Source organism: Flavobacterium notoginsengisoli (genome assembly GCF_014207905.1).
Taxonomy (GTDB): Bacteria; Bacteroidota; Bacteroidia; order Flavobacteriales; family Flavobacteriaceae; genus Flavobacterium; species Flavobacterium notoginsengisoli_A.
Genome location: NZ_JACHLB010000001.1, coordinates 1,069,348 through 1,092,366 on the forward strand (window position 1 = coordinate 1,069,348; position 23,019 = coordinate 1,092,366).

General features: G+C 33.4%; 20 protein-coding genes. 8 read left to right on the top strand and 12 right to left on the bottom strand.

Annotated elements, in window-relative coordinates; genetic code table 11:
- Nucleotides 1–146: 146 nt before the first annotated feature.
- Nucleotides 147–1,394 (top strand): ABC transporter permease, encoded by a 1,248-nt coding sequence (locus HNP35_RS04620; RefSeq protein WP_184157992.1) that lies wholly within the window; start codon nucleotides 147–149, stop codon nucleotides 1,392–1,394.
- A gap of 174 nt (nucleotides 1,395–1,568) precedes the next feature.
- Here the strand turns inward: HNP35_RS04620 and HNP35_RS04625 are convergent, their stop codons facing one another.
- The 4 genes from HNP35_RS04625 to HNP35_RS04640 form a co-directional block, all read right to left on the bottom strand.
- Nucleotides 1,569–2,255, bottom strand: coding sequence for a hypothetical protein (locus HNP35_RS04625; protein ID WP_184157990.1), 687 nt, complete (start codon nucleotides 2,253–2,255; stop codon nucleotides 1,569–1,571).
- A complete protein-coding gene (gene accD, locus HNP35_RS04630) occupies nucleotides 2,239–3,096 on the bottom strand; it encodes an acetyl-CoA carboxylase, carboxyltransferase subunit beta (RefSeq protein WP_008466538.1) in 858 nt (285 codons plus the stop codon). Before accD ends, HNP35_RS04625 begins: the two co-directional genes overlap by 17 nt.
- A 109-nt stretch (nucleotides 3,097–3,205) precedes the next feature.
- Nucleotides 3,206–4,273: a class II fructose-bisphosphate aldolase gene (gene fbaA / locus HNP35_RS04635; RefSeq protein ID WP_012023542.1), complete on the bottom strand. Its 1,068-nt coding sequence runs from the start codon at nucleotides 4,271–4,273 to the stop codon at nucleotides 3,206–3,208.
- 60 nt (nucleotides 4,274–4,333) lie between these two features.
- The gene (locus tag HNP35_RS04640) at nucleotides 4,334–6,907 is read right to left on the bottom strand and encodes a BamA/TamA family outer membrane protein (RefSeq protein ID WP_184157988.1); all 2,574 of its coding nucleotides are present in this window, start codon (nucleotides 6,905–6,907) and stop codon (nucleotides 4,334–4,336) included.
- A gap of 37 nt (nucleotides 6,908–6,944) precedes the next feature.
- Between HNP35_RS04640 and HNP35_RS04645 the strand changes: the two genes are divergently transcribed.
- Nucleotides 6,945–7,673, top strand: a complete 729-nt coding sequence (locus HNP35_RS04645; protein ID WP_184157986.1) for an RNA methyltransferase — start codon at nucleotides 6,945–6,947, stop codon at nucleotides 7,671–7,673.
- Between the two features lie 9 nt (nucleotides 7,674–7,682).
- Here HNP35_RS04645 and HNP35_RS04650 read toward each other — a convergent pair whose 3' ends face one another.
- From HNP35_RS04650 to HNP35_RS04665, 4 genes are all read right to left on the bottom strand, one after another.
- The gene (locus tag HNP35_RS04650; RefSeq protein ID WP_184157984.1) at nucleotides 7,683–8,393 is read right to left on the bottom strand and encodes a porin family protein; all 711 of its coding nucleotides are present in this window, start codon (nucleotides 8,391–8,393) and stop codon (nucleotides 7,683–7,685) included.
- Nucleotide 8,394: 1 nt separating this feature from the next.
- A complete protein-coding gene (gene ubiE, locus HNP35_RS04655; RefSeq protein ID WP_184157982.1) occupies nucleotides 8,395–9,126 on the bottom strand; it encodes a bifunctional demethylmenaquinone methyltransferase/2-methoxy-6-polyprenyl-1,4-benzoquinol methylase UbiE in 732 nt (243 codons plus the stop codon).
- Nucleotides 9,127–9,689: 563 nt separating this feature from the next.
- Nucleotides 9,690–10,172, bottom strand: coding sequence for a dihydrofolate reductase (locus HNP35_RS04660; RefSeq protein WP_184157980.1), 483 nt, complete (start codon nucleotides 10,170–10,172; stop codon nucleotides 9,690–9,692).
- A gap of 12 nt (nucleotides 10,173–10,184) precedes the next feature.
- Nucleotides 10,185–10,529, bottom strand: coding sequence for a 2TM domain-containing protein (locus HNP35_RS04665; RefSeq protein WP_184157979.1), 345 nt, complete (start codon nucleotides 10,527–10,529; stop codon nucleotides 10,185–10,187).
- A 239-nt stretch (nucleotides 10,530–10,768) separates the two neighbouring features.
- Here HNP35_RS04665 and HNP35_RS04670 point away from each other — a divergent pair, with 239 nt between their 5' ends.
- Nucleotides 10,769–11,065: an isoamylase early set domain-containing protein gene (locus tag HNP35_RS04670; RefSeq protein ID WP_184157978.1), complete on the top strand. Its 297-nt coding sequence runs from the start codon at nucleotides 10,769–10,771 to the stop codon at nucleotides 11,063–11,065.
- A gap of 32 nt (nucleotides 11,066–11,097) precedes the next feature.
- Here the strand turns inward: HNP35_RS04670 and HNP35_RS04675 are convergent, their stop codons facing one another.
- The 4 genes from HNP35_RS04675 to HNP35_RS04690 form a co-directional block, all read right to left on the bottom strand.
- Nucleotides 11,098–11,949 carry a thymidylate synthase gene (locus HNP35_RS04675; RefSeq protein WP_184159709.1) on the bottom strand — a complete coding sequence of 284 codons (852 nt, stop codon included), beginning with the start codon at nucleotides 11,947–11,949 and terminating at the stop codon, nucleotides 11,098–11,100.
- A 117-nt stretch (nucleotides 11,950–12,066) separates the two neighbouring features.
- Nucleotides 12,067–12,690, bottom strand: a complete 624-nt coding sequence (locus HNP35_RS04680; RefSeq protein ID WP_184157977.1) for a bifunctional nuclease family protein — start codon at nucleotides 12,688–12,690, stop codon at nucleotides 12,067–12,069.
- Between the two features lie 164 nt (nucleotides 12,691–12,854).
- Nucleotides 12,855–13,823, bottom strand: a complete 969-nt coding sequence (locus HNP35_RS04685) for an electron transfer flavoprotein subunit alpha/FixB family protein (RefSeq protein WP_184157976.1) — start codon at nucleotides 13,821–13,823, stop codon at nucleotides 12,855–12,857.
- A 75-nt stretch (nucleotides 13,824–13,898) separates the two neighbouring features.
- Nucleotides 13,899–14,645 carry an electron transfer flavoprotein subunit beta/FixA family protein gene (locus HNP35_RS04690; protein WP_184157975.1) on the bottom strand — a complete coding sequence of 249 codons (747 nt, stop codon included), beginning with the start codon at nucleotides 14,643–14,645 and terminating at the stop codon, nucleotides 13,899–13,901.
- Nucleotides 14,646–15,147: 502 nt separating this feature from the next.
- On the opposite strand from HNP35_RS04690, the gene HNP35_RS04695 reads away from it, so the two are divergent.
- From HNP35_RS04695 to HNP35_RS04715, 5 genes are all read left to right on the top strand, one after another.
- Nucleotides 15,148–16,125 (top strand): pyruvate dehydrogenase complex E1 component subunit beta, encoded by a 978-nt coding sequence (locus HNP35_RS04695; protein WP_184157974.1) that lies wholly within the window; start codon nucleotides 15,148–15,150, stop codon nucleotides 16,123–16,125.
- A 70-nt stretch (nucleotides 16,126–16,195) separates the two neighbouring features.
- Nucleotides 16,196–18,697 (top strand): DUF5686 and carboxypeptidase-like regulatory domain-containing protein, encoded by a 2,502-nt coding sequence (locus tag HNP35_RS04700; RefSeq protein ID WP_184157973.1) that lies wholly within the window; start codon nucleotides 16,196–16,198, stop codon nucleotides 18,695–18,697.
- 27 nt (nucleotides 18,698–18,724) lie between these two features.
- Nucleotides 18,725–19,591 carry a diaminopimelate epimerase gene (gene dapF, locus HNP35_RS04705; protein WP_184157972.1) on the top strand — a complete coding sequence of 289 codons (867 nt, stop codon included), beginning with the start codon at nucleotides 18,725–18,727 and terminating at the stop codon, nucleotides 19,589–19,591.
- Between the two features lie 146 nt (nucleotides 19,592–19,737).
- Complete coding sequence (locus tag HNP35_RS04710) at nucleotides 19,738–20,268, top strand: inorganic diphosphatase (RefSeq protein WP_111288276.1); 531 nt, start codon at nucleotides 19,738–19,740, stop codon at nucleotides 20,266–20,268.
- A gap of 113 nt (nucleotides 20,269–20,381) precedes the next feature.
- Entirely contained in the window at nucleotides 20,382–22,934 is a 2,553-nt protein-coding gene (locus HNP35_RS04715) for a sodium-translocating pyrophosphatase (RefSeq protein ID WP_184157971.1), read from the top strand.
- Nucleotides 22,935–23,019: the final 85 nt, after the last annotated feature.

Below are 23,019 nucleotides of genomic sequence, written 5' to 3' on the forward strand. Positions count from 1 at the left end.
AGACTGCAAAAGTAGTTTTTTTATATATTATTTTAAAGAAATTAGTGTAACAAAATGCTAAAAAAATCTACTGATGAGTAAGTTAACTTTTATTAGGTTTTTGAATTTAAATTATTGAATTTTACTTTATTGAAAAATACGAAAATATGCTTGTTTATCTTAGATTGTTAAAAGAAAGTTTGAGTTTCGCCATTAATGCTTTGCGAAATAATAAATTGAGAACTTTATTGTCTTTATTAGGCGTAACTATCGGTATTTTTTCAATTATAGCAGTCTTGGCGGCTGTTGATTCTTTAGACAAAAAGATTTCGAAAGATTTAAGCAGCTTAGATAAAAATACAATTTATTTAATGAAATTCTGCTTCGGGCCATCTAATATTCCGCAATGGAAACGCGAACAATTTCCAAATGTGAAATATGATGAATATATAGGCTTGAAAAATTCAATGAATAACACCGATCAAGTCGGTTACCAGCTTTTTGTAAATAGAGAAAGTTTAAAATATGACTCTAAAACAGTTAGCGATGTAAATATCATTCCTTCGTCAAGCGAAATGGTCGATATTGACGGATTGAGTTTCGACAAAGGAAGGTTCTATAATGAATCTGAATCTAACTCAGGAACTCCAGTTATTGTTTTAGGATATGATATAGCTGACGGCCTTTTTGGTTCAAGTGATCCGATTGGAAAAAATATTCGCTTATACGGACAGCGTTTTACTGTTATTGGAGTAATGGCAAAACAAGGAGCAGGTTTTTTTGGAGATAGTAATGATACATCTGTTTATCTGCCTGCTAATTTTTTAAGAAGAATGTATGGCGACAGCGATGCTATGACGCCAGTAATTGTGTTGAAACCTGAAAAAGGTGTAGATATGGAAGCTTATAAAGCAGAAGTTGCACAAAAATTAAGAGCAATTCGCGGAATGAAAGCAGGAGAAATGGATAATTTCTTCATTAATGTACTTTCAGGATTTACTGATTTCATTGATGGAATTTTAGGTCAGATGAATGTTGTGGGTTGGATTATTAGTGGATTTTCTCTTCTTGTTGGCGGTTTCGGAATTGCTAATATTATGTTCGTTTCGGTTAAAGAAAGAACCAATCTTATTGGAATTCAGAAATCGTTAGGAGCTAAAAATAGGTTTATTTTATTCCAGTTTTTGTTTGAAGCGGTGATTCTATCTGTAATTGGCGGAATTATAGGTCTTTTGATGGTTTGGGGAATAGCTTTTCTGCTCACAAAATTACTAGACTTCGAATTCGTTCTAAGTTTTGGAAATATTATTTTAGGAACTGGTCTAGCTGCATTTATTGGTTTGGTATCAGGAATTCTTCCTGCGATTTCTGCTGCAAAACTTGATCCCGTGGAAGCTATTAGAACGGGAATGTAGTTTTTTTTTAAGTTGCTAAGTAGCTGAGATGCTAAGATTCTAAGTTTTTTTGAATTGCCTACGGCTTTAGCTGGAGATTTATTATAAAATTAGAAAGAGACTTTAGTCGAATTGTTTTAGGATTTTATGCTTTGAATTATATTCATGAAAACTCCGTAGGAATGATGCATATTATTATTTGTTCGGGAGTTTAATCTTTGTTCTGTCCCATTTGATAGAATCAGAGTAATAGTAATCACTATTATTTTTGTATTTCAAAACAGTGTCTTCTTCTTGTGTGGTTCTCCTTATGTAGTACGTTTGTATAATGTTACTTTTTAAAAAATCCAAAAAGTATGGGTCTTTAATTGTATCGCTTTGTGAGCCTATTATTAAAATATGTCTCTTTTTCTCTTTTGATAAAATATTTTCTGATAGAAAATCCTTTAGACATTTTTTCGGAATTTTGACAATGTCTTTTGGTTGTAAATTAAGAAAATGTGGAAGTGTATCGTTTTCACTACCATAACTGCATAAAATTTGAATGTGTCTTTTTTGATAAAAATATAAATTCCCTTTTTGGTCAATTATTAATTGGCTTTCCCCATAGAAAAAACCTTTTGTTGATGGAGGACGTACTGCTAATGAATCGTAATGTCTTTTAAGTTCTTTGTTTTCATAAGAGATGATGTATGGTTTGTTTTTAATAACAGTTTTTTCCTTTTTCTTGTCACAATTCAAAAAAAGTAAACAAATCAAAAGCCCAATAAAAATTCTCGTCATAGAAATAAGATTTAAAATAAAGATATAAAAAAATCCCAAGAAGCAATTTCTTGGGATTTTATGTATTGAAATAGTTTTAAAACTATTTTCTAATATCATTATTTTGAATCAAATCGATATATAAGTTGATCTTATCTTTCAATTCTTTTCTAGGCGTGATAAAGTCTAAGAAACCGTGCTCTAATAAGAACTCAGCAGTTTGGAAACCTTCTGGTAAATCTTTTCCTGTAGTATCGCGAACAACACGAGGACCAGCAAAACCGATCAAAGCGCCTGGCTCAGAGATATTAATGTCTCCTAACATAGCATAAGATGCAGTTGTTCCTCCAGTTGTTGGGTCTGTACAAAGAGAAATATAAGGTAATTTAGCTTCAGCTAATTGAGCAAGTTTTACAGAAGTTTTTGCTAATTGCATTAAAGAATAAGCAGCTTCCATCATACGAGCTCCACCAGATTTAGAAATCATTACAAAAGGAAGTTTATTTTTGATTGCATGATCAATACCTCTTGCAATTTTTTCACCTACAACTGCTCCCATAGATCCACCGATAAAAGCGAAATCCATACAGCAGATTACAAGTTCTCTTCCTTTAGATTTTCCTACTCCCGTGCGTACAGCGTCTTTAAGATGAGTTTTTTCCATTACATCTTTTAATCGGTCTGCATATTTCTTTGTGTCCACAAAGTGCAGAGGATCTTTTGATGTCATGTTTTTATCTAACTCAACAAATTCGTTGTTGTCGAATAAAATTTCAAAATAGGTTGCGCTTCCAATTCGAACGTGAAAATCATCTTCAGGGCTCACGAATAAATTTCTCGCTAATTCGTCAGCATCAATAATTTTTCCAGTAGGAGATTTGTACCACAATCCTTTCGGAACGTCCATCTTGTCTTCTGTCGCGGTCGTAATCCCTTTTTCTTGTCTTTTAAACCAAGCCATTTTTTTAATTTTAGAATGTAGATTTTAGATTTTAGATTTTTAATCTGATTCAGAAATTAGATTTCAGGCTTTTTTAGAAGTCTGAAATCTAAAATCAGAAATCTAAAATTTAAAGCGTGTTTACGTTATTTAAATCAGCAAAAGCTTGTTCCAATCTTGCGTTGAATGTTACTTCACTTTCACGTACCCATCTTCTTGGGTCATAGTATTTTTTGTTTGGAGCATCTGGACCTTCTGGGTTACCAATTTGAGATTTTAAATAATCTAAATTTTTAACCATATAGTCACGGATACCTTCAGTGTATGCAAATTGTAAATCTGTATCGATGTTCATTTTGATAACTCCGTAGCTAATTCCTTCTCTGATTTCTTCAAGTGTAGAACCTGAACCTCCGTGGAAAACGAAATCAACTGGATTGTGTCCTGTGTTGAATTTGTTTTGTACGAAATCCTGAGAATTTTTTAAGATTTTTGGAGTTAATTTTACGTTTCCTGGTTTGTAAACACCGTGAACGTTTCCAAAAGCAGCAGCAATTGTGAATTTAGGGCTTACTTTAGATAATTCTTCGTAAGCATAAGCTACTTCTTCTGGTTGAGTATATAATTTTGAGCTGTCAACATCAGAGTTATCAACACCATCTTCTTCACCACCTGTGATACCAAGTTCTATTTCCAATGTCATGCCCATTTTGCTCATTCTAGCTAAATATTCTTTACAGATCTCGATGTTTTCTTCGATTGGCTCCTCAGACAAATCGATCATGTGAGAACTGAATAATGGTTTTCCTGTTTCTGCGAAATGTTTCTCAGAAGCATCTAATAAACCATCAATCCAAGGTAAAAGTTTTTTCGCACAGTGGTCAGTGTGTAAGATTACAGTTGCACCGTAAGCTTCTGCCAAAGTGTGAATATGTTTTGCTCCCGCGATTCCTCCTGCGATTGCTGCTTTTTCACCTGCATTTGATAATCCTTTTCCAGCGTTGAATTGTGCTCCTCCGTTAGAAAATTGAATGATAACTGGCGCGTTTAGTTTCGCTGCAGTTTCAAGAACTCCGTTAATTGTGCTTGATCCAGTAACGTTTACTGCTGGAAGAGCAAAACCCTTCTCTTTCGCATAATTAAAGATCTCTTGTACTTGATCTCCTGTAGCTACTCCTGGTTTAATGTTATGTGCCATTGTAATTTTTTTTATAGTTGTTTTTAGTTTTTAGGTTGCAAAAATAAGAATTAATTAGCATTAGAACGGATAATTTATTCCAAAATTTAAAACCGAATGACCAAAATTGTATTCTTTAAACCATCTGTCTCCCTTCTCATGCGCCGGATTATAGGTCTTGAAGCCTAAATCTAAGCGAATCACAAAAAAGCTTAAATCGTATCTTAAACCAAATCCTGTACCCAAGGCAATTTCTTCTAAATCGTTTAAGTTGTCAAATTTTGCTTTCGGATCGGTCACATTATCGAGCACATTCCAGATATTTCCGGCATCTGCAAAGAGTGCTCCTTTGACATCTCCAAAAATTTTGAAACGATATTCTAAACTTGCTGCAATTTTCATATTAGCCTCATTAAAGTCATTTACAGCATTTGTGCTTCCCGGACCTAAAGCATAAGGCTGCCATGCACGGTTATCGTTGGAACCTCCGCCATAATAACTTCGTGAAAACGGAATATAATTTGAATTTCCAAAAGGAATTGCAATACCAAAGAAACTTCTAACAGCCAAAACTTTTTCTTTTCCAAAATCCCAATGTTTGATGTAATCAAATTCGGTTTTGACATATTCAGAATATTCTAAATTGAAAATCTCATAATTGCCTCTAGTATTTTTTTGAAGATTTCCAATTTCTGAAACCAGTGTCAATAATGTTCCTGCTGATTCTATTTTAGTTCTAAATTGATAAAAGTTGTTATCAGCCAAATCCTTTTTAGTCGTTTTGGTGAAAGTATAACTTGTTGCTAAAATAAAATCGTTTTCTGTTAAACGAATTCTTCTTTCTTCAATACTTTTTACTTCTTCGTATTCTGCATCGCCTGGGACTAAAGCAGTTTGATTTGTTAAAACATCATTTGTAAAACCTGCAGTTCCTGTAGGTATGACAAGATTTTTTCTTGCTTGTTCTTCTGGTGTTAGCCCCCAGTTGAGATCATCGGTATTATAATCTTTACCAATATTATTTAAATCATTATAAGAAGAAGTATAAACTCTAAAATAATTGTCTGGATTTAAATTGCGTACAAATTGTGCATTTAATAATTCTAATTTTGCAGTATTATGACGCTTTGGTGTCCAGTTGTATGAAATACCTCCTGTGAAATTTTCCTTATCCAAACCAATATTCCGCTGTTTCGAAAAACCAGATGTTATAGAAGTATAAGGAATCATACTTTTTGGAATAATTTTCTCTGTTCCAAAAGGCAGTAAAATTCTTGGGAAATTCAATTTCAAATCCAAACCATATTCTGAAACATTAAAGAAATTATCATTTGGATTTGCCATATCACGGGATGAACCTACATTTAAACGTGCTGAAATTTCTAAAGTTTCGGCGCGATTAAAAACGTTTCGAATGGTTTCTGAAACAGAAGCACCAATTCCAAAATCTTGAATATTAGAATGCGTCAAGTCGAGAGTAGCTCCAAAACTATATTTTTTTCGAGGCGTCAAGTAAACATTTGCAATAAGAGATTGTGCTGTAGAATCTCTCTTGTCAACTTCGTATTGAATAGATGGATAATTAAAAATCCTTAAATTGTTTAGATATCTTGAAGAAAGAGTAGTTCTAAAGTCGGCAAAAGTACTTCCTTTAGTTATAAAAATTGCGTCAGTGATAGCGCGTGGTTTATACTTTAATTTATTATAGCTGTAAAGATTGAAGTTGTTGTAAGTTGTACTATCCGTTGGTTTCTTCTTCGCATTTGCAGCCGAATAATCAGTGTAAATGTTTACATCACTAATTGTGTATAGTTTAAAAGGTTCAGTACGGCTAGAATCTCTTCCTTGAATAATATTGTCGCTAATTTTTAAAGTTACATCAGCCTTTGCTTTTTTGCCAATAGTGTCAATATCAAAAGTTACGTAAGTTGGCTGAAAATAGTAAGCTCCGTGATTCCTAAAGTAAGTTGTAATACGATTTTTTTCATCTTCAAAATCTGTGGTTCTATATTGATTTCCAGATTTTAATAATGAAGGTTCAGGATTAGTTCTGTATAAAGAGTCTAAAGCAGGAGTTTTTATGCTTGTTCTAATAGTATCTAATTTATACGCCGGTCCAGTCGTAATATTGTAATTAATTGCAGCTCTCTTGCGGCCAACTGTGTCGATGGTGTAGTCTGTTAGAACATTAAAATAACCATTGTTGAAATAGTAATACTTCAAACGCAATAATGACTTTTTAGTTTTTGCTGTATCGATGATTACTGGTGGTTCTCCAGTATTTTTCAAAAATTCATGAATTCCTTTATAATAAAATGATTGCCCAAGACGATCAACTTGTTTCGCTGAAAATATTTTAGACATACGCTCATATTTTCCAGGATTGTTTTTGAATTTTGCTTGATAAGTAGAATCTGGATTTAAATTGGCTAAATTGTATAAATTTAAACGAAGTTTGTATCCTAACAGTTTGCCGTTTGGTTTTTGATACATTTGATTAGAAGCCGTTTCATCATTTGTCGACTTTCCATTTACCAAAATATTATTTTTTACAAGAAGGTTTTTTCCATCGGGAACTCTTTTTACGGCATTACAAGCGCAAATTAATATTGCAATTAGAAGAAATGCTATTATTTTTGTGGAATTATTTTTCAAGTGTTGTTAAATATTTAATTCAAAAGTACATTATTTTATGGTTAGTAAAAACCAAATAAAGCTTATCTCTGGCTTACATCAAAAAAAGCAGCGTTTTGTTAATCAATTATTTTTTGCCGAAGGAGTAAAAGTAATTCAAGAATTGCTGCAATCCAATTTTGAATTAGAACATTTATACACGACTTTGAATGATTTTGAAACAGTTCAATCTTCAAAACGAACCTTAATTAATGAGCAAGAACTTAAAAAAATAAGTGCTCTATCGACTCCGAATTCTTGTTTGGCAGTTTTTAAAATTCCAGCCGAAAAGAAAATTATCGATTCAGGCTTGATTTTAGCTTTAGACGATATTAGAGATCCAGGAAATCTTGGAACCATTTTACGTCTTTGCGATTGGTTTGGCATTAAACAAGTAATTTGCTCAAAAGAAACAGTAGATATTTACAATCCAAAAGTGGTGCAAGCTACGATGGGATCTATTTCTAGAGTAAATGTTAACTATGTTGATTTGAATGTTTTCTTAGCTCAAACTAAACTGCCTATTTTTGGAACGTTTATGGACGGAGATAATATTTATCAATCCAGTTTACCTCAAGACGGAATCATTATTATGGGGAATGAAGCCAATGGGATATCGTCTGAAATCGAAAAATTAGTAACTTCTCGTCTAACAATTCCTAGATTTGGAGAGCTTCAAAAAACCGAAAGTTTAAATGTAGCTACTGCAACAGCAATTATTCTTAGTGAATTTAAACGAAATAGTTAAGATTTTGTTTTAATGAAAAGTGAAATTTATTAAAATAGCTCTAGATTTCATCGAATCAATATTATCTGTGTAGCCGCTAGGAGATGTATTGTCTCGAATCAATTCATCAGTTATGCCGAACATACCTCTAACAGAAGGAGAAAAGATAAAGTATTCGGTAAAAATGTCGATTCCAAAACCAAGTTCATAAGCGGCTGTCCATTGTTTTACTCTAAATTTCTGCTGGTAATTATCATCTTGAGATTTGGCATTACTAGATAAATTTAAAGTGGTAGACATACCGCCAACCAAATAAGGACGAACATTTCCTGTTCGTAAAGCAGAGAATTTTAGTAATAAAGGAAAGTGAATATAAGTGCTGTTTACTTCTCTTAAATAGTCACTCTCTGATGTTCCGACACCAGGAAAGTATAAATCACGTTTTGTGTAATACAATCCAGGTTCAAAACGAAGATTAATATATTCTTGTAATCTCAAATCGGCTACAACACCAACATTAAAACCAGTAGTTTTTTTTACCTGAATGTCGTCAGGCTGTGGTGTTTTGTAATCAAATTTAAAGTCAAAACTGTTAAAACCTAAATAGTAGCCAAAGTAAACACGTTGCTTTTGCCAGTTTTCAAGATTAATAATAGGGTCTTTGCTAAACAAATTTTTAGCAAATTGCGAATGCCCTTTTGTCGTTAAGACTAATAAAAATAAGATTACAGCTTTTTTCATACTATTTTTTAGATGCAGAATAAATTGTTGCGACACCAAAAGTTTGAGGCATAGCCACAACATCTATAAACCCAGTTTTTCTCAAAATATTGTTTAAAGCTTCTCCATAAGGAAAAGCGGCCGCAGATTCGGATAAATAACCGTAAGCCTCATTGTCTTTAGAAAACAATTTTCCAATTAATGGAAGTATGTTTTTGCTGTAAAAATTGTAGCCTTGTTTGTATGGGAATTTGTCTGGCACAGAAGTTTCTAAGATTACAAAAACACCACCAGGCTTTAAAACTCTTAAAATTTCAGCAAAACCTTTTTCTAGATTTTCAAAGTTTCTCACTCCAAAGCCCACAGTAATGGCATCAAAGTAATTGTCTTCAAAAGGCATATTTTCAGAATCTCCTAAAACTAATTCAATTATATTAGAAAGATTTTTTTCTTCAACTTTCTTTTTCCCAACCTCTAGCATTCCTGCAGAAATATCTAAACCTATAATTTTTTCTGCCTTAGTCTGTGTCAATAAAATAGCTAGATCTCCAGTTCCAGTTGCAATGTCTAAAACGAATTTTGGTTTTTTGTCTGAGACTATTTTTAATACTTTTTTACGCCACTTTACATCAATTCCAAATGAAATGACACGATTTAAATTATCGTAATTCCCAGAAATAGTGTCAAACATTTGGGTTACTTGCTCTTTTTTACCTAAAGAAGAGTCTTTATACGGAGTTATTTTTTCAGACATTTTTTTTATTTAGGCAAATATAAACAATCTAGTTAAACTGTAATTGAGTTTTTTGCTTAGTAATTAAATGTTTTAAATAGATCTGTTTTTACGTTTTTCAAGACATCCCTAAATCTAGGTATTTTGATAAAATCACTAAAAACTGGTATTGTGCAACGTCTCTATTTTGAACAACTTTGCTAAAGTAAAAATGATTAAGTTTTAAATGATTGGTAAGCCAAAATGACTTAAAGCAGATAATTACTTTTTTGCGCTGGTAATTTATCTGTTCTTGAAAAAGTTTTGTAAAGTATTGTTCTTTGGGGGGAAATACTAATTTAAAAGTGCAAAATACGTTCTTAGGATTAAATTTGTTTTTGGAAATTTTAATTTTCTGCCTTTAATATCTTAGTGGTATTTGTTATTAAAGGCTTATTTGAGATGTAGGTCTCAAATTAACATTAAATGTTATTCAGTTATTTCAAATGTCTTAACATTTGTGATTTTTAACAAAGCTAATTCTTGAACGAGTCTGGTTAGAAAACCGATCATTTTAAAAACATCCTCTGAAAAGAGGATGTTTTTTATTTTCTAATATATGTTTCGTAAGTGTAGTCGTAAAGATGTTTTTCGTCTTTAAAATTTTCCTCAGACTCTACCAAAACCCATTCATTTTTATTTAATTTCGGAAAAAAAGTATCCGCTTCAAAAGTATGGTGGACTTTAGTAAGTTCAATAATATCTGTAAAAGGAAGTGCTAAGTTGTAAATTTCGCCTCCCCCGATAATATAATTGTCTTCATTTTCAGGACATACCGCAATCGCTTTTTCAATGCTATCGACTACAATACAGCCTTCTGGTTTATAGTTTTCCTGACGGGTAATTACAACATGCACGCGATCAGGCAATGGTTTTGGAAAACTCTCAAAAGTTTTTCTGCCCATAATAATATAATGGCCTGTAGTAAGAGATTTGAATCTCTTAAAATCATTTGGCAGATGCCATACTAATTCATTGTTTTTTCCAAGCGCATTATTTTCGGCTGCAGCCGCTATCATTATAATCATGGTTTGCTTATACTAAATTTTACTTTGATTCTCTTCGTTGATAGAAGATTCAAGCTGACTGATTCTTTTTTGCTGTAAAGCAACTAACCTGTCAATTTGCTCTCTTTCCCATTTTTTGTTCATAAAGCGATCTGTTATATACACTTTAATAAAATGAAGGATGAAAATAAAGAGCCAGATAGTTATGCCCCAAATGCACCAATTTTGGGTTGTGCCTTCTCCAAAACCAAAAAATCTATTGGCAATAAATAAAAATAAACTTCCAAGCAGGAAAAGAACAAAATGAAAATATAAAACCTTTTTTTGCCTTAATCGTCGTCTGGCGTATTCGTACTGTTCGTGCACTTCTTTTTCCATAAGATAAAAATGAGATTATAAAGTTAAAATTTATTTTTGAAAGTCAATATTTTGACTCCAGAATATTTGCCTTTAAAATCGCCGCGAATTTGAAATGTAAAATTTTATGCACTTTAAATTACGGATAAAGCTAAAATAAGATACTGTTTTTAATATTATGATAAATCGGCTAGAGAAGTGGTGGACGTTTCGTCTAATTTGATTAATTTTAAAGATATAAATCTAAAAACTAAATAGTTATGTCTTTAAAGAAGCAATTCGTAAAAACGAAACCGGTATGTAAAGTTACATTTTCTATAGATGCCAAAGATGCTGATTCGGCAGCAGTTGTTGGAGATTTTAATAATTGGAATGTTGAAGAAGGAGCTTTAAGTAAGTTGAAAAACGGTACTTTTAAAGCAACTTATGATTTGGTTAAAGACGCGATTTACGAATTTAAATACGTAATTGACGGAATCTATGTTAACGATCCTGAAGCAGATTTTTACAAATGGAATGATTATGCTGGAAGTGAAAACAGTGTTTTAGTTGTATAAAAAAATCCGCTTAATAGCGGATTTTTTATTTTTTATACAGCAACACTTCCTTTTATTGCAGGATGCGGATCATAGTCAACTAATGTAAAATCATTGAAATCAAAATCAAAAATGTTTTTAATCTCTGGATTTAAAATCATTTTTGGTAATGGTTTTGGTTCGCGTGTTAATTGCAATTCCAATTGTTCAAAATGATTATTGTAAATATGCGCGTCACCAAATGTATGGATAAAATCTCCCGGCTCTAAATCGCATACTTGAGCAATCATCATGGTTAATAGTGCATATGAAGCGATATTAAACGGAACTCCTAAAAAGATATCAGCACTTCTCTGATATAATTGACATGAAAGTTTACCTTTTGTTTCGCCTTTTTCAGGATCTGGACTTGCCACATAAAACTGAAAAAATGCATGACAAGGAGGTAATGCAGCTTTATTGTTGGCTACATTTTCTTCAAAAGACTTTTTTGTATCTGGTAAAACCGAAGGATTCCAAGCAGAAACCAACATTCTACGGCTGTTCGGATTTGTCTTTAATTCTGTAATTAATTCAGAAATCTGATCAATTTCTTCACTGTTCCAATTGCGCCATTGATGACCGTAAACAGGTCCTAAATCTCCGTTAGAATCTGCCCATTCATCCCAGATTTTAACTCCGTTTTCCTGAAGATATTTTATATTCGTATCGCCTTTTAAGAACCAAAGCAATTCGTAAATAATCGATTTTAAATGCAATTTTTTGGTTGTAACCATTGGGAAACCTTCGCTTAAATCAAAACGCATTTGGTATCCAAACACACTTTTTGTTCCCGTTCCTGTACGATCTCCTTTTTGATTGCCGTTTTCTAAAACGTGTTTTACTAAATCTAAGTATTGTTTCATTATTGCTATAGGCATTAGGCTTTAAGCTTTAGGCTTTTTCCTAATGCTTTCAGCTTGTTTTTTTTATGTTTGCGCTTTAGGCTTATAGCTTAAAGCTTATGGCTTACAGCCTTAAAATTATCTTCTAGAGATTTCGTCTCTAATTTTTGCTGCTTTTTCATAATCTTCTTGAGAAACTGCTTGATCAAGAAGATCATTTAATTCTTGTAAACTATGTTTAGAATATACATCGCCAGATTGGTTGCTTTCTTCTTCGCGTCCAAAAGTTTCAGGATTAGAAAGCACATCGTCAATTTCTTGAGCTCCAGAATCCGATTCAGCAGTATTTGATTTTAAATAAATTCCAGCTTTATCTAAAATGTTTTTATAAGTAAAAATAGGCGCATTAAATCGCAAAGCTAATGCAATAGCATCAGAAGTTCTAGCATCGATAATTTCTTCAATTTTATCTCTTTCGCAGATTAAACTAGAATAAAAAACACCATCTACAAGTTTATGAATGATAACTTGTTTTACCACGATGTCAAATCTTTCAGCAAAATTTTTGAATAAATCGTGTGTTAACGGACGAGGCGGTTTTATCTCTTTTTCTAAAGCAATAGCGATTGACTGGGCTTCAAAAGCGCCAATAACGATTGGTAGTTTTCTTTCGCCATCAACTTCATTCAAAATTAAGGCATAAGCGCCATTTTGAGTTTGACTGTATGAAATTCCTTTTATAGATAATTTTACTAGACTCATATATGTTTGTAAAACGGGCACTTAGCGCCTCATTTTTTTGCTTTTTTTGATTGGAAAATAAAGCTGCAATTTTAATCAAAAAATATGGAACAAAAAAGCTGCCTATAAACAAAGATACGATATCTTGTTTTTAGGCAGCAATTATTTTGAAGAGAATTCTTGAATTAAGAATGTTGAGCTTTAAAAGCTTTTAATTTCTCTGTTAATTGAGGTATAATTTCAAAAGCATCGCCAACAATTCCATAATCAGCAACTTTAAAGAAAGGAGCTTCAGGGTCATTATTGATCACTACTTTTACTTTTGAAGAGTTAATTCCGGCAATATGCTGAATAGCTCCAGAAATTCCAACCGCAATGTATAAGTTAGTTGCAACTGGTTTTCCTGTTTGTCCAACGTGTTCGCTGTGAGGTCTCCATCCTAAATCTGAAACTGGTTTAGAACAAGCCGTTGCAGCGCCTAAAACTTCAGCTAAGTTTTCAATTAATCCCCAGTTTTCAGGACCTTTTAATCCACGTCCGCCAGAAACTACGATATCAGCATCGGCGATAGAAACTTTTCCAGATACTTTTTCTACAGATTCAACTTTAATTCCAAAGTCATTGTCTCCAAGAGTTGGATTAAAATCTTCTGCAGCAGCAGCTCCTGCGCTTTCGAAAATTCCGTAAGAGTTTTTAGCCAAACCAAGAACTTTTACATCTGTATCGATTTGTGTAATGTTGAAAGCTTTGTTTGAAAAAGCATTTCTTTTTACCTGAAACGGTGATGTGCTAACTGGTAATCCAACAACATTAGACGCAAAACCAGCATTTAAAGCTACTGCAACTAATGACGAAAGGTAAATACTATCTGTTGTAGAAGAAAGTAAAACTACTTTTGTTCCTTCTTTTTCAGCAGCTTGTTTGATTACATCAGCATAAGCCTTAGCAGTAAAGCCAGCTAATTTATCGTTATTTACTTTTAGAACTTTATCAACGCCGTATTTTCCTAATTCACTTACATCGCTAATGTTCACTGTTAAAGCTGTAACAGTTGTCCCTAATGATTCTGCTACTTTCTTAGCGTAAGAAGCTAATTCGAAAGCAACTTTTTTAAATTTTCCTTCTGCAGATTCTGCATATATTAATATTGACATGATTTTTTTGTTTTGAGGTTTAAAGTTTGAGGTTTAAAGTTTTGTAAACTGAAAACCGCGACTGAAAACTGATTACTAGATTACTTTCGCTTCGTTGTGTAATAAATTGATTAACTCATCTAAATTATCTGCAGAAACTAATTTTACTGCTGATTTTGGAGCTGGTTTTTCAAATTTCACCGCTTTTGTATTTACTGCTGCATCAACTGGCTCAAGAATAGTTAAAGCTTTAGTTCTTGCAGTCATAATTCCTCTCATGTTTGGAATACGTAAATCTTTTTCTTCTACAAGACCTTTTTGGGCTCCAATAATTAAAGGTAGAGTAGTACTTACAGTTTCTTTACCTCCGTCAATTTCGCGAACAGCTTTTACGTTGTTTCCGTCAACAGTTAAACCTGTGCAAGAGTTTAGGAAATTTGAACCTAAAATACCTGCAATCATTCCAGGAACCATTCCTCCATTATAATCTAAAGATTCTTTTCCTGCAATTACAAGATCGTAACCTCCGTTTTTAATTACTTCTGCTAATTGTTTAGCCACAAAAAAACCATCAGTTGGATTTGCGTTTACACGAATGGCTTCGTTCGCACCAATTGCCAAAGCTTTACGCAATGTTGGTTCAGTATCAGGACCTCCAACGTTTACAACTGTTACATTTGCACCTTGTTGTTCTTGAAACCAGATAGCGCGTGTAAGGCCGAATTCGTCGTTAGGATTAATTACATATTGTACGCCGGCTGTATCAAATTCTGAATCGCCGTTTGTAAAGTTGATTTTTGAAGTAGTATCAGGCACATGGCTGATGCAAACTAGTATTTTCATAAGTATATATTTTGAATTTATAATATGCTTTTACAAATTTAGAATATTATTTGGAATAATTATACTATGCATGCATAATATTTTTTAAAACTATTACGATTTCGTGAATTGTGTTGTTTTGAGTGAATTTAATCGGATTCTAAAAATAAAAAATCATTCATTTTGCCTGATTGTTAGGAATTTTGCAATATTCTGATTCGTTGAGTGCATTTATTTTTTGTCCGATAAATACTAAGCTTTTATTTTTTTCGTTTAAAGCATTGAATTTTGAAGAAACAATAATTAAACAAATAAATAAAAGTTTGTAAAAAAAAATAATTATAATGTTTTAAGTGTGAATTATATGCTATTATATCGTTTTCGTAAATATCACAATTAAGTTTAAAAAGTTAAAAGCTAAAGATGGTGAGAAGTTAGTGCGATTTTAAATCTAATTTATGCTTTTAAGTTATTTAAAATATTTATTTTTGCTCTTCAGAAAATTCAACATACAATATAAAATATGAGAACAATACAATTTAGAGAGGCCATTTGTGAAGCAATGAGCGAAGAAATGCGTCGCGATGAATCCATATATTTAATGGGAGAAGAGGTTGCAGAATACAATGGAGCTTATAAAGCTTCAAAAGGAATGCTTGCTGAGTTTGGCGAAAAAAGAGTAATCGATACTCCAATTGCTGAGCTTGGTTTTTCAGGAATTGCAGTAGGTTCTGCAATGAACGGAAACCGCCCTATTGTAGAATATATGACATTTAACTTCTGTTTAGTTGGTATTGATCAAATTATAAACAACGCTGCTAAAATGCGTCAAATGACAGGAGGGCAATTTAATGTGCCTATCGTTTTCCGCGGACCAACAGCTTCTGCTGGTCAATTAGGAGCAACTCACTCACAAGCTTTAGAAAACTGGTTTGCAAACACTCCAGGACTTAAAGTTGTGGTTCCTTCAACTCCTTACGATGCAAAAGGATTATTGAAATCAGCTATCCGTGACAACGATCCAGTTATTTTCATGGAATCTGAGCAGATGTACGGAGACAAAGGCGAAGTGCCAGATGGAGAATACACAATTCCTCTAGGTGTTGCTGATATTAAACGTGAAGGAACTGATGTAACTATCGTTTCTTTCGGAAAAATCATCAAAGAAGCTTTTATCGCTGCTGATGAATTAGCAAAAGAAGGAATCTCTTGTGAGATTATCGACTTAAGAACAGTTCGTCCAATGGACAAAGACGCAATCTTAAAATCGGTTAAAAAAACAAATCGTTTAGTAATTCTTGAAGAAGCTTGGCCAGTTGCCAGCCTTTCTTCTGAGATTTCTTATATCGTTCAAGAGCAGGCATTCGACTTCCTTGACGCGCCGATTCAACGTATTACAACTGCAGATACTCCTGCGCCTTACTCTCCAGTATTATTAAAAGACTGGTTGCCAAACGCTGGTGATGTAGTAAAAGCAGTTAAAAAAGTATTGTACAAATAATACATATTTAAAATACTCACAAAACTTCATAATTCATAGTTAATTGATGAAGTTTTTTTTTGCCCAGACAATGAAAAGAATAATTTTACTCAGCCTATTTTTTGTATTCGCATTTGCGGCTATTGCTACTGCACAAACGAAAGTGAGTGGAATTGTTTTGGATAAGTCAAATCAACCGATACCTTTTGCCAATGTTGTATTCAAGGGATCTAATACTGGAATCGTTTCTAATGAAGATGGACGTTTTTATCTGGAATCTCCAAATACCTACACAGCGCTAGTAGTTACTTCTGCTGGTTTTTCAGATAAGGAAGTTCCTTTAGAAAAAGCGGTTAATTATAATTTTAAAATTGTTTTAGGCGAAGCTGAAGCGCTTAATGAAGTTGTAATTTACACGGGCAAAACTTCTAAAAAAAACAATCCGGCATTGGATATTTTGAGGAAAATTTGGGAACGAAAACGTAAAAACGGATTGTACCAATTCAATCAATATCAAATGCAAAAGTATGAAAAGGTTGAGTTTGATATGAACACGATTGACAGCGCGTTCATGAAAAACAAACTTTTCAAAGGTATGGAGTTTGTCTTCAATCACGTTGATACTTCTGATGTTACGGGAAAAACCTATCTTCCAATTTTTATAAACGAATCGGTTTACGATGTTTATGGAGATAATAAACTTAAAAAGGTAAAAGAAAACTTAACTGGAAATAAAATGTCTGGTTTCAATGGGAATCAGCAGATTTTATCTTTTGTAAAAGACCTTTATTCTGATTATAATATTTACGACAATCATCTTAAGTTTTTTGATAAAAGCTTTACGAGTCCACTTTCTAAAACAGGAATTGACGTATATAATTATGTGTTGAAAGACAGTGCTTATATTGATAAAAAATGGTGTTTTAATATTGTTTTTTATCCAAGACGTAAAAATGAATTAACCTTTAAAGGGGATTTTTGGGTTAATGATACCACTTTTGCGATCAAGAAAATTAATATGGGTGTTACTAAAAGTGCCAATATTAACTGGGTAAAAGATATTTATATCGAACAGGAATTTGAAGTAGAAAATGATTCTGTTTTTCTTTTGACACGAGATTATATGATGTCTGATTTTGCTTTAAACAAAAAAGAAAAATCAAAAGGAGTTTACGGAAAACGTACTACTTTATATCGAAATCATAAATTCAATATCCAGAAACCAGAGAAGTTTTATAAAGAGGAAGTCAATTTTATTGATAACGCAGTTTATGAACGGCCGCCAGAATTCTGGGAAGAAAATCGTTTCGAAAAACTAAATAAAGACGAAGCGGGCATCTATAAAATGCTTGATACCTTGCAAACCGTCAAACGATTCAAGCAACTTTACAATCTCGTCTCGATTTTAGGAAGTGGTTATATTGAGTTTAAAAATTTTGATTACGGACCAATTTTCTCCACTTTTGGCTATAATGAAGTTGAAGGATTAAGATTGAGAGTTGGAGGAAGAACTTATTTCGGACCAAATGACCCATGGCGTATTCAGGCTTATACGGCTTACGGATTTGATGATAATAAATTCAAATATGGTGTTTCTGGAAAATGGATGGTCGATAAGAAAAATCGAGTTATTATCTCTGGAGGAAATAGGCGGGATATCGAACAGATTGGAGCCAGTCTAACCACAACAAATGATGTTTTAGGTCGAAGTTTTGCATCTTCTGCTTTGTTTACAACAGGAAGCAATGGAAAATTAACGAACATTAATTTGAGTAATGTCTCTATTGAGATGGAAGCCAAGAAGAACTTTATTATTCAGGCTGGACTTTCGTATCGAACATTAGAATCGGCATCTAAAACTTTTAGCTTAGACTATTACACAACCTTACCTAGTGCAGCAAATCCAGCCGGAGTTGTTCAAAGTATGGTAAAGCAATCTGAAGCTAATATTCAGTTTGAATATATGCCAAATAGAAAAACTATTGGTTATGGTGTAGAAAGAGATCTAGTAGACAGCCCTTTCAGCCATTTCTTTGTAAACTTTAGTTATGGACTTAAAGGTGTTTTTGATAGTGATTTTGCTTACGAGAAAATTCAGGTTTTCTACAGACAGCCAATTATTATCGGACCTTTAGGAAGAACAAATATCACAATTGAAACTGGAAAAACATTTGGAACAATTCCGTTAGGTTTAATGAGTGTTATCCCTGGAAACCAGACTTATTTTACAATTGAAAATACGTTTAGTAACTTGAATTTTTATGAGTTCGTTACCGATCAATATACTACGCTACAATGGAATCACGATTTTGGAGGAAGATTGTTTGCTAGAATTCCATTTATGAGAAAATTAAACTGGAGAGAGTTTATTGGAATTAGAGCTGTTCACGGAACTATTTCTGATGCCAATCGTGCCATCAATGCTTCTGGTTTGCCATACAATGCTCCAGAAAAAGTGTATTGGGAATATAATGCAGGAATTGGAAATATCTTTAAAGTTTTTCGTCTTGATTTCTCCTGGAGAGGAAATTATCTAGATATGCCGGATGCTCATAAATTTGCTATAAAAGGATCTTTCGGATTCTATTTCTAGTCAGATTAATAAAATATAATGAAACAAATGAACAAGAATTTCTTTGTAAAAACTCATGGATTAGGAAATGAATATATAGTGCTTGACGGCAAGAATATTACATTTGAACTAACTCAAAAAGCCATAACAAGAATCTGTAACGTAAATTTCGGAATAGGTTCTGACGGTATTCTTTTATTAGTTGATTCTGACCGTGCTGATATCGGTTTACAGATATTCAATCCGGACGGTTCTGAAGCAGAGAAAAGCGGAAACGGATTGCGTATATTTTGCAAATATGTTTTTGATTATGGAATCATAACTAAAAACGAATTTACTGTTGAAACAAAAGGCGGAATCGTAAAAGCTACGATTGAAGAAACGGTGAATAATAAAGCAAAAATCATCACTGTCGATATGGGACAGGCGATTTTTAAATCAGATTTGATTCCTACAAAGTTTGAAACTCCGGAAGTTAATAATGCTACAATTGAAGCAAATGGTAAATCTTTTGATGTAAATTGTGTTTCAGTTGGAAATCCACATTGCGTTATTCTGAAAGAGGATTTAAGTATTGATGAAATCAAACAATTTGGTCCTTTTTTAGAAAATCACGAAATGTTTCCAAATCGAATCAATGTGCAGTTTGCAAAAGTGATTAACAGAAATGAAGTGGAAGTGCTGATTTGGGAAAGAGGAGCCGGATTTACCCTTGCGTCAGGAAGCTCTTCTTGTGCCGTTGCAAGTGTAATGAAAAAGAAAGGGTTGGTAGATGAAAATATCACAATTAAAATGCAGGGTGGAACTTTAAAAATTAAAGTTGATTCTGATTTTAATATTAGAATGACAGGAGAAGTTAGAGAAATTTGTTCTGGTATTTTAAGCGAAGAACTAATAGAAGATGTTAATTTGTAAACACTTTTATTAACTCTCTGTTAGATAACATAGAAAGTACATTAATTTATGAATAAACTTCATAGATTAATGTACTTTTTTCATTGTAAAAAGGGATTCTTTAGTTACTTTTGCAACCGAAATTATAGAAACAATAAAAAACGAAAATGACCGCAGACAAATTAACGACTTTCGATGTATTAATCGAAATACCAAGAGGAAGCAGAAATAAATACGAGTACGATTTTGAAATTAAAAGAATGCGTTTCGACAGAATGTTATTCTCTTCAATGATGTACCCAGCTGATTACGGATTTATTCCAGAAACTTTAGCTTTAGACGGAGATCCTCTTGACGTATTAGTTTTGGTAAACGAACCAACTTTCCCTGGATGTGTTATGGAAGTTAAGCCAATCGGAGTTTTCCACATGGCAGATGACAAAGGACCAGACGAGAAAATTATTTGTGTACCAGTTTCAGATCCAATTTGGAATTCATTAAATGATCTTTCAGATATTAACCCACACTTAGTAAAAGAAATTGAGCACTTTTTCCAAGTTTACAAGGACCTTGAAAACAAAAAAGTAGATGTAGAAGGATGGGGAGACGTAAAAGAAGCTTACGACATTATCGCTGAGTGTACAAAACGTTTTGATGATATTGAAAATAAACCAGCAGGATTATTTAGCATTAAATAATTTAAGCACCCATAATATATAAAAAAAGCAATACTGCCGTCAGGAGTATTGCTTTTTTGTTTAAATTCGTTTTAGTTAGATTGTTGACTATTAACCAAAACCATTAATATATTATGAATGCATTTATGATTTACCTGCCAATTGTTATGGCAGTTTTAGGATTACTTTTCATGGGAATAAAAAGGAGTTGGGTTTTAAAACAAGACGCCGGAGACGGTAAGATGAAAGAGATTTCAGATTACATCTACGAAGGAGCCTTAGCCTTCCTCAAAGCAGAATATAAACTATTAACCATATTTGTAATTATTGCCAGTTTAGCATTAGCAGGAATTACTTTTATCCCAGGAGTTAAAACACATTTATTAATCGTAATTGCATTTATTTTTGGTGCCTTGTTTTCAGCGTATGCGGGAAATATTGGAATGAAAATAGCGACTAAAACAAACGTTAGAACTACTCAGGCTGCGCGTACAAGTCTACCTCAGGCTTTAAAAGTATCTTTTGGTGGAGGAACGGTAATGGGATTAGGCGTTGCAGGGCTGGCAGTTTTAGGATTGACAGCTTTTTTTATAATCTTTTTTAATCTATTTTCTGATGGAGTTTGGAAAGATACCGATACCATGACAGTAGTTCTAGAAACTTTAGCAGGTTTTTCACTAGGAGCTGAATCAATTGCTTTGTTTGCCAGAGTTGGAGGAGGAATCTATACAAAAGCTGCCGATGTTGGTGCCGATTTAGTTGGTAAAGTAGAAGCAGGAATTCCAGAAGATGATCCTCGTAATCCAGCTACAATTGCAGATAACGTAGGTGATAACGTAGGAGATGTTGCAGGTATGGGAGCTGACTTATTTGGTTCGTATGTGGCAACAGTTTTAGCAGCAATGGTTCTTGGAAACTATGTTATAAAAGATATGGGCGGAAGCATCAATGATGCTTTTGGCGGTATCGGACCAATTTTGCTTCCAATGGCTATTGCCGGTTTCGGGATTTTATTCTCCATTATCGGAACTTTTTTAGTAAAAATTTCAGATGACAATGCTAAAGAAGCACAGGTTCAGAAAGCGTTAAATATAGGAAACTGGGTTTCTATTGTTTTAACTGCTGTTGCCTGTTTCTTTTTAGTACAGCACATGCTTCCAGAAACTATGCAAATGACATTCTTTGGAGAAGGATCTAAAGCCATTTCCTCAATGCGAGTTTTCTACGCAACATTAGTCGGATTAGTTGTTGGTGGAGCTATTTCTTCCGTAACAGAATATTATACGGGTTTAGGGACAAAACCAGTTTTAGCAATTGTTCAAAAATCGTCTACGGGAGCAGGAACAAACGTAATCGCAGGTTTAGCAACAGGAATGATTTCTACTTTTCCAACAGTAATTTTGTTTGCTGTAGCTATTTGGATTTCATATGCTTTGGCAGGATTTTATGGTGTTGCTTTGGCAGCTTCGGCTATGATGGCAACAACAGCTATGCAATTGGCAATTGATGCTTTCGGACCAATTTCAGATAACGCTGGAGGAATCGCCGAAATGAGCGAATTACCAAAAGAAGTTCGTACCAGAACCGATATTTTAGATTCAGTAGGAAATACAACTGCAGCAACTGGAAAAGGTTTTGCAATTGCTTCTGCGGCATTAACTTCATTAGCTTTATTTGCAGCTTACGTAACTTTTACAGGAATTGACGGAATTAATATTTTTAAAGCACCGGTTTTAGCGATGCTATTTGTAGGCGGAATGATTCCAGTAGTTTTCTCTGCTTTAGCAATGAATTCTGTTGGAAAAGCAGCAATGGATATGGTGTACGAAGTTCGTCGCCAATTCAAAGAAATTGCTGGAATTATGGAAGGAACAGGAAAACCTGAATACGGAAAATGTGTTGAAATTTCTACAAAAGCCGCTTTACGCGAAATGATGCTTCCTGGAATTCTAACGATTGGTTTCCCGATTTTAATTGTACTTATAGGAAAGCTAGTTTACGCAGACAACAACCAGTTGATTGCTGAAATGTTAGGAGGATATATGGCTGGAGTTACCGTTTCTGGAGTTCTTTGGGCAGTTTTCCAAAACAATGCGGGAGGAGCTTGGGATAATGCTAAAAAATCATTCGAAGCTGGTGTTATGATTAATGGAGAAATGACGTACAAAGGTTCAGACGCGCACAAAGCGGCCGTGACTGGAGATACTGTTGGAGATCCGTTTAAAGATACTTCTGGGCCATCAATGAATATTTTAATCAAATTAACTTGTTTGATCGGATTAGTGATTGCTCCAATTTTAGGCGAAGGAAGTACACATTCTGACATTGCAGGAAAAGCTTCTTGCTGTGCAAAAACAGAAATGCATGCAGATGGCTTTTCTAAATGTGGTGACATGTCTAAAATGACAAAAGAAGAGTGTATTAAAATGTGTAAAGAAAAAGGCTGTTCTCCAGAAGAAACTGCTAAATGTTTAGCTCATTTTGATGAAAATGGAAATCCTTATAAAAAAACAGATTGCTTTGACACGAGCAAATATGAGAAAAAATCATCTGTGAAAGTAGAAGTGAAAAATATAAACGGAAAAACTACCGGAACTGTAACTAAAACAGAAAATGGTAAAACAACTACAGAAGTTTTTGAAGGAACAGAAGAAGAAGTTTTAGCAAAAGTTGAAGCTGCGAAATAACAATAACATGATAGCTTTGTCAAAGTTTTAAACTTTGAGAAAGCTTCTTGAAACAGAAAATGCCTCTAAATAATTTTAGAGGCAT

Excerpts from the sequence above, each read along its gene's own strand:
- HNP35_RS04660 (WP_184157980.1), bottom strand. The coding sequence starts at position 10,172 with ATGATTATAATGATAGCGGCTGCAGCCGAAAATAATGCGCTTGGAAAA.
- HNP35_RS04625 (WP_184157990.1), bottom strand. The coding sequence starts at position 2,255 with ATGATATTAGAAAATAGTTTTAAAACTATTTCAATACATAAAATCCCA.
- HNP35_RS04695 (WP_184157974.1), top strand. The coding sequence starts at position 15,148 with ATGAGAACAATACAATTTAGAGAGGCCATTTGTGAAGCAATGAGCGAA.
- HNP35_RS04715 (WP_184157971.1), top strand. The coding sequence starts at position 20,382 with ATGAATGCATTTATGATTTACCTGCCAATTGTTATGGCAGTTTTAGGA.
- HNP35_RS04675 (WP_184159709.1), bottom strand. The coding sequence starts at position 11,949 with ATGAAACAATACTTAGATTTAGTAAAACACGTTTTAGAAAACGGCAAT.
- ubiE (WP_184157982.1), bottom strand. The coding sequence starts at position 9,126 with ATGTCTGAAAAAATAACTCCGTATAAAGACTCTTCTTTAGGTAAAAAA.
- HNP35_RS04700 (WP_184157973.1), top strand. The coding sequence starts at position 16,196 with ATGAAAAGAATAATTTTACTCAGCCTATTTTTTGTATTCGCATTTGCG.
- HNP35_RS04680 (WP_184157977.1), bottom strand. The coding sequence starts at position 12,690 with ATGAGTCTAGTAAAATTATCTATAAAAGGAATTTCATACAGTCAAACT.
- accD (WP_008466538.1), bottom strand. The coding sequence starts at position 3,096 with ATGGCTTGGTTTAAAAGACAAGAAAAAGGGATTACGACCGCGACAGAA.
- HNP35_RS04620 (WP_184157992.1), top strand. The coding sequence starts at position 147 with ATGCTTGTTTATCTTAGATTGTTAAAAGAAAGTTTGAGTTTCGCCATT.
- dapF (WP_184157972.1), top strand. The coding sequence starts at position 18,725 with ATGAACAAGAATTTCTTTGTAAAAACTCATGGATTAGGAAATGAATAT.
- HNP35_RS04645 (WP_184157986.1), top strand. The coding sequence starts at position 6,945 with ATGGTTAGTAAAAACCAAATAAAGCTTATCTCTGGCTTACATCAAAAA.
- HNP35_RS04665 (WP_184157979.1), bottom strand. The coding sequence starts at position 10,529 with ATGGAAAAAGAAGTGCACGAACAGTACGAATACGCCAGACGACGATTA.
- fbaA (WP_012023542.1), bottom strand. The coding sequence starts at position 4,273 with ATGGCACATAACATTAAACCAGGAGTAGCTACAGGAGATCAAGTACAA.
- HNP35_RS04650 (WP_184157984.1), bottom strand. The coding sequence starts at position 8,393 with ATGAAAAAAGCTGTAATCTTATTTTTATTAGTCTTAACGACAAAAGGG.
- HNP35_RS04670 (WP_184157978.1), top strand. The coding sequence starts at position 10,769 with ATGTCTTTAAAGAAGCAATTCGTAAAAACGAAACCGGTATGTAAAGTT.
- HNP35_RS04685 (WP_184157976.1), bottom strand. The coding sequence starts at position 13,823 with ATGTCAATATTAATATATGCAGAATCTGCAGAAGGAAAATTTAAAAAA.
- HNP35_RS04710 (WP_111288276.1), top strand. The coding sequence starts at position 19,738 with ATGACCGCAGACAAATTAACGACTTTCGATGTATTAATCGAAATACCA.
- HNP35_RS04690 (WP_184157975.1), bottom strand. The coding sequence starts at position 14,645 with ATGAAAATACTAGTTTGCATCAGCCATGTGCCTGATACTACTTCAAAA.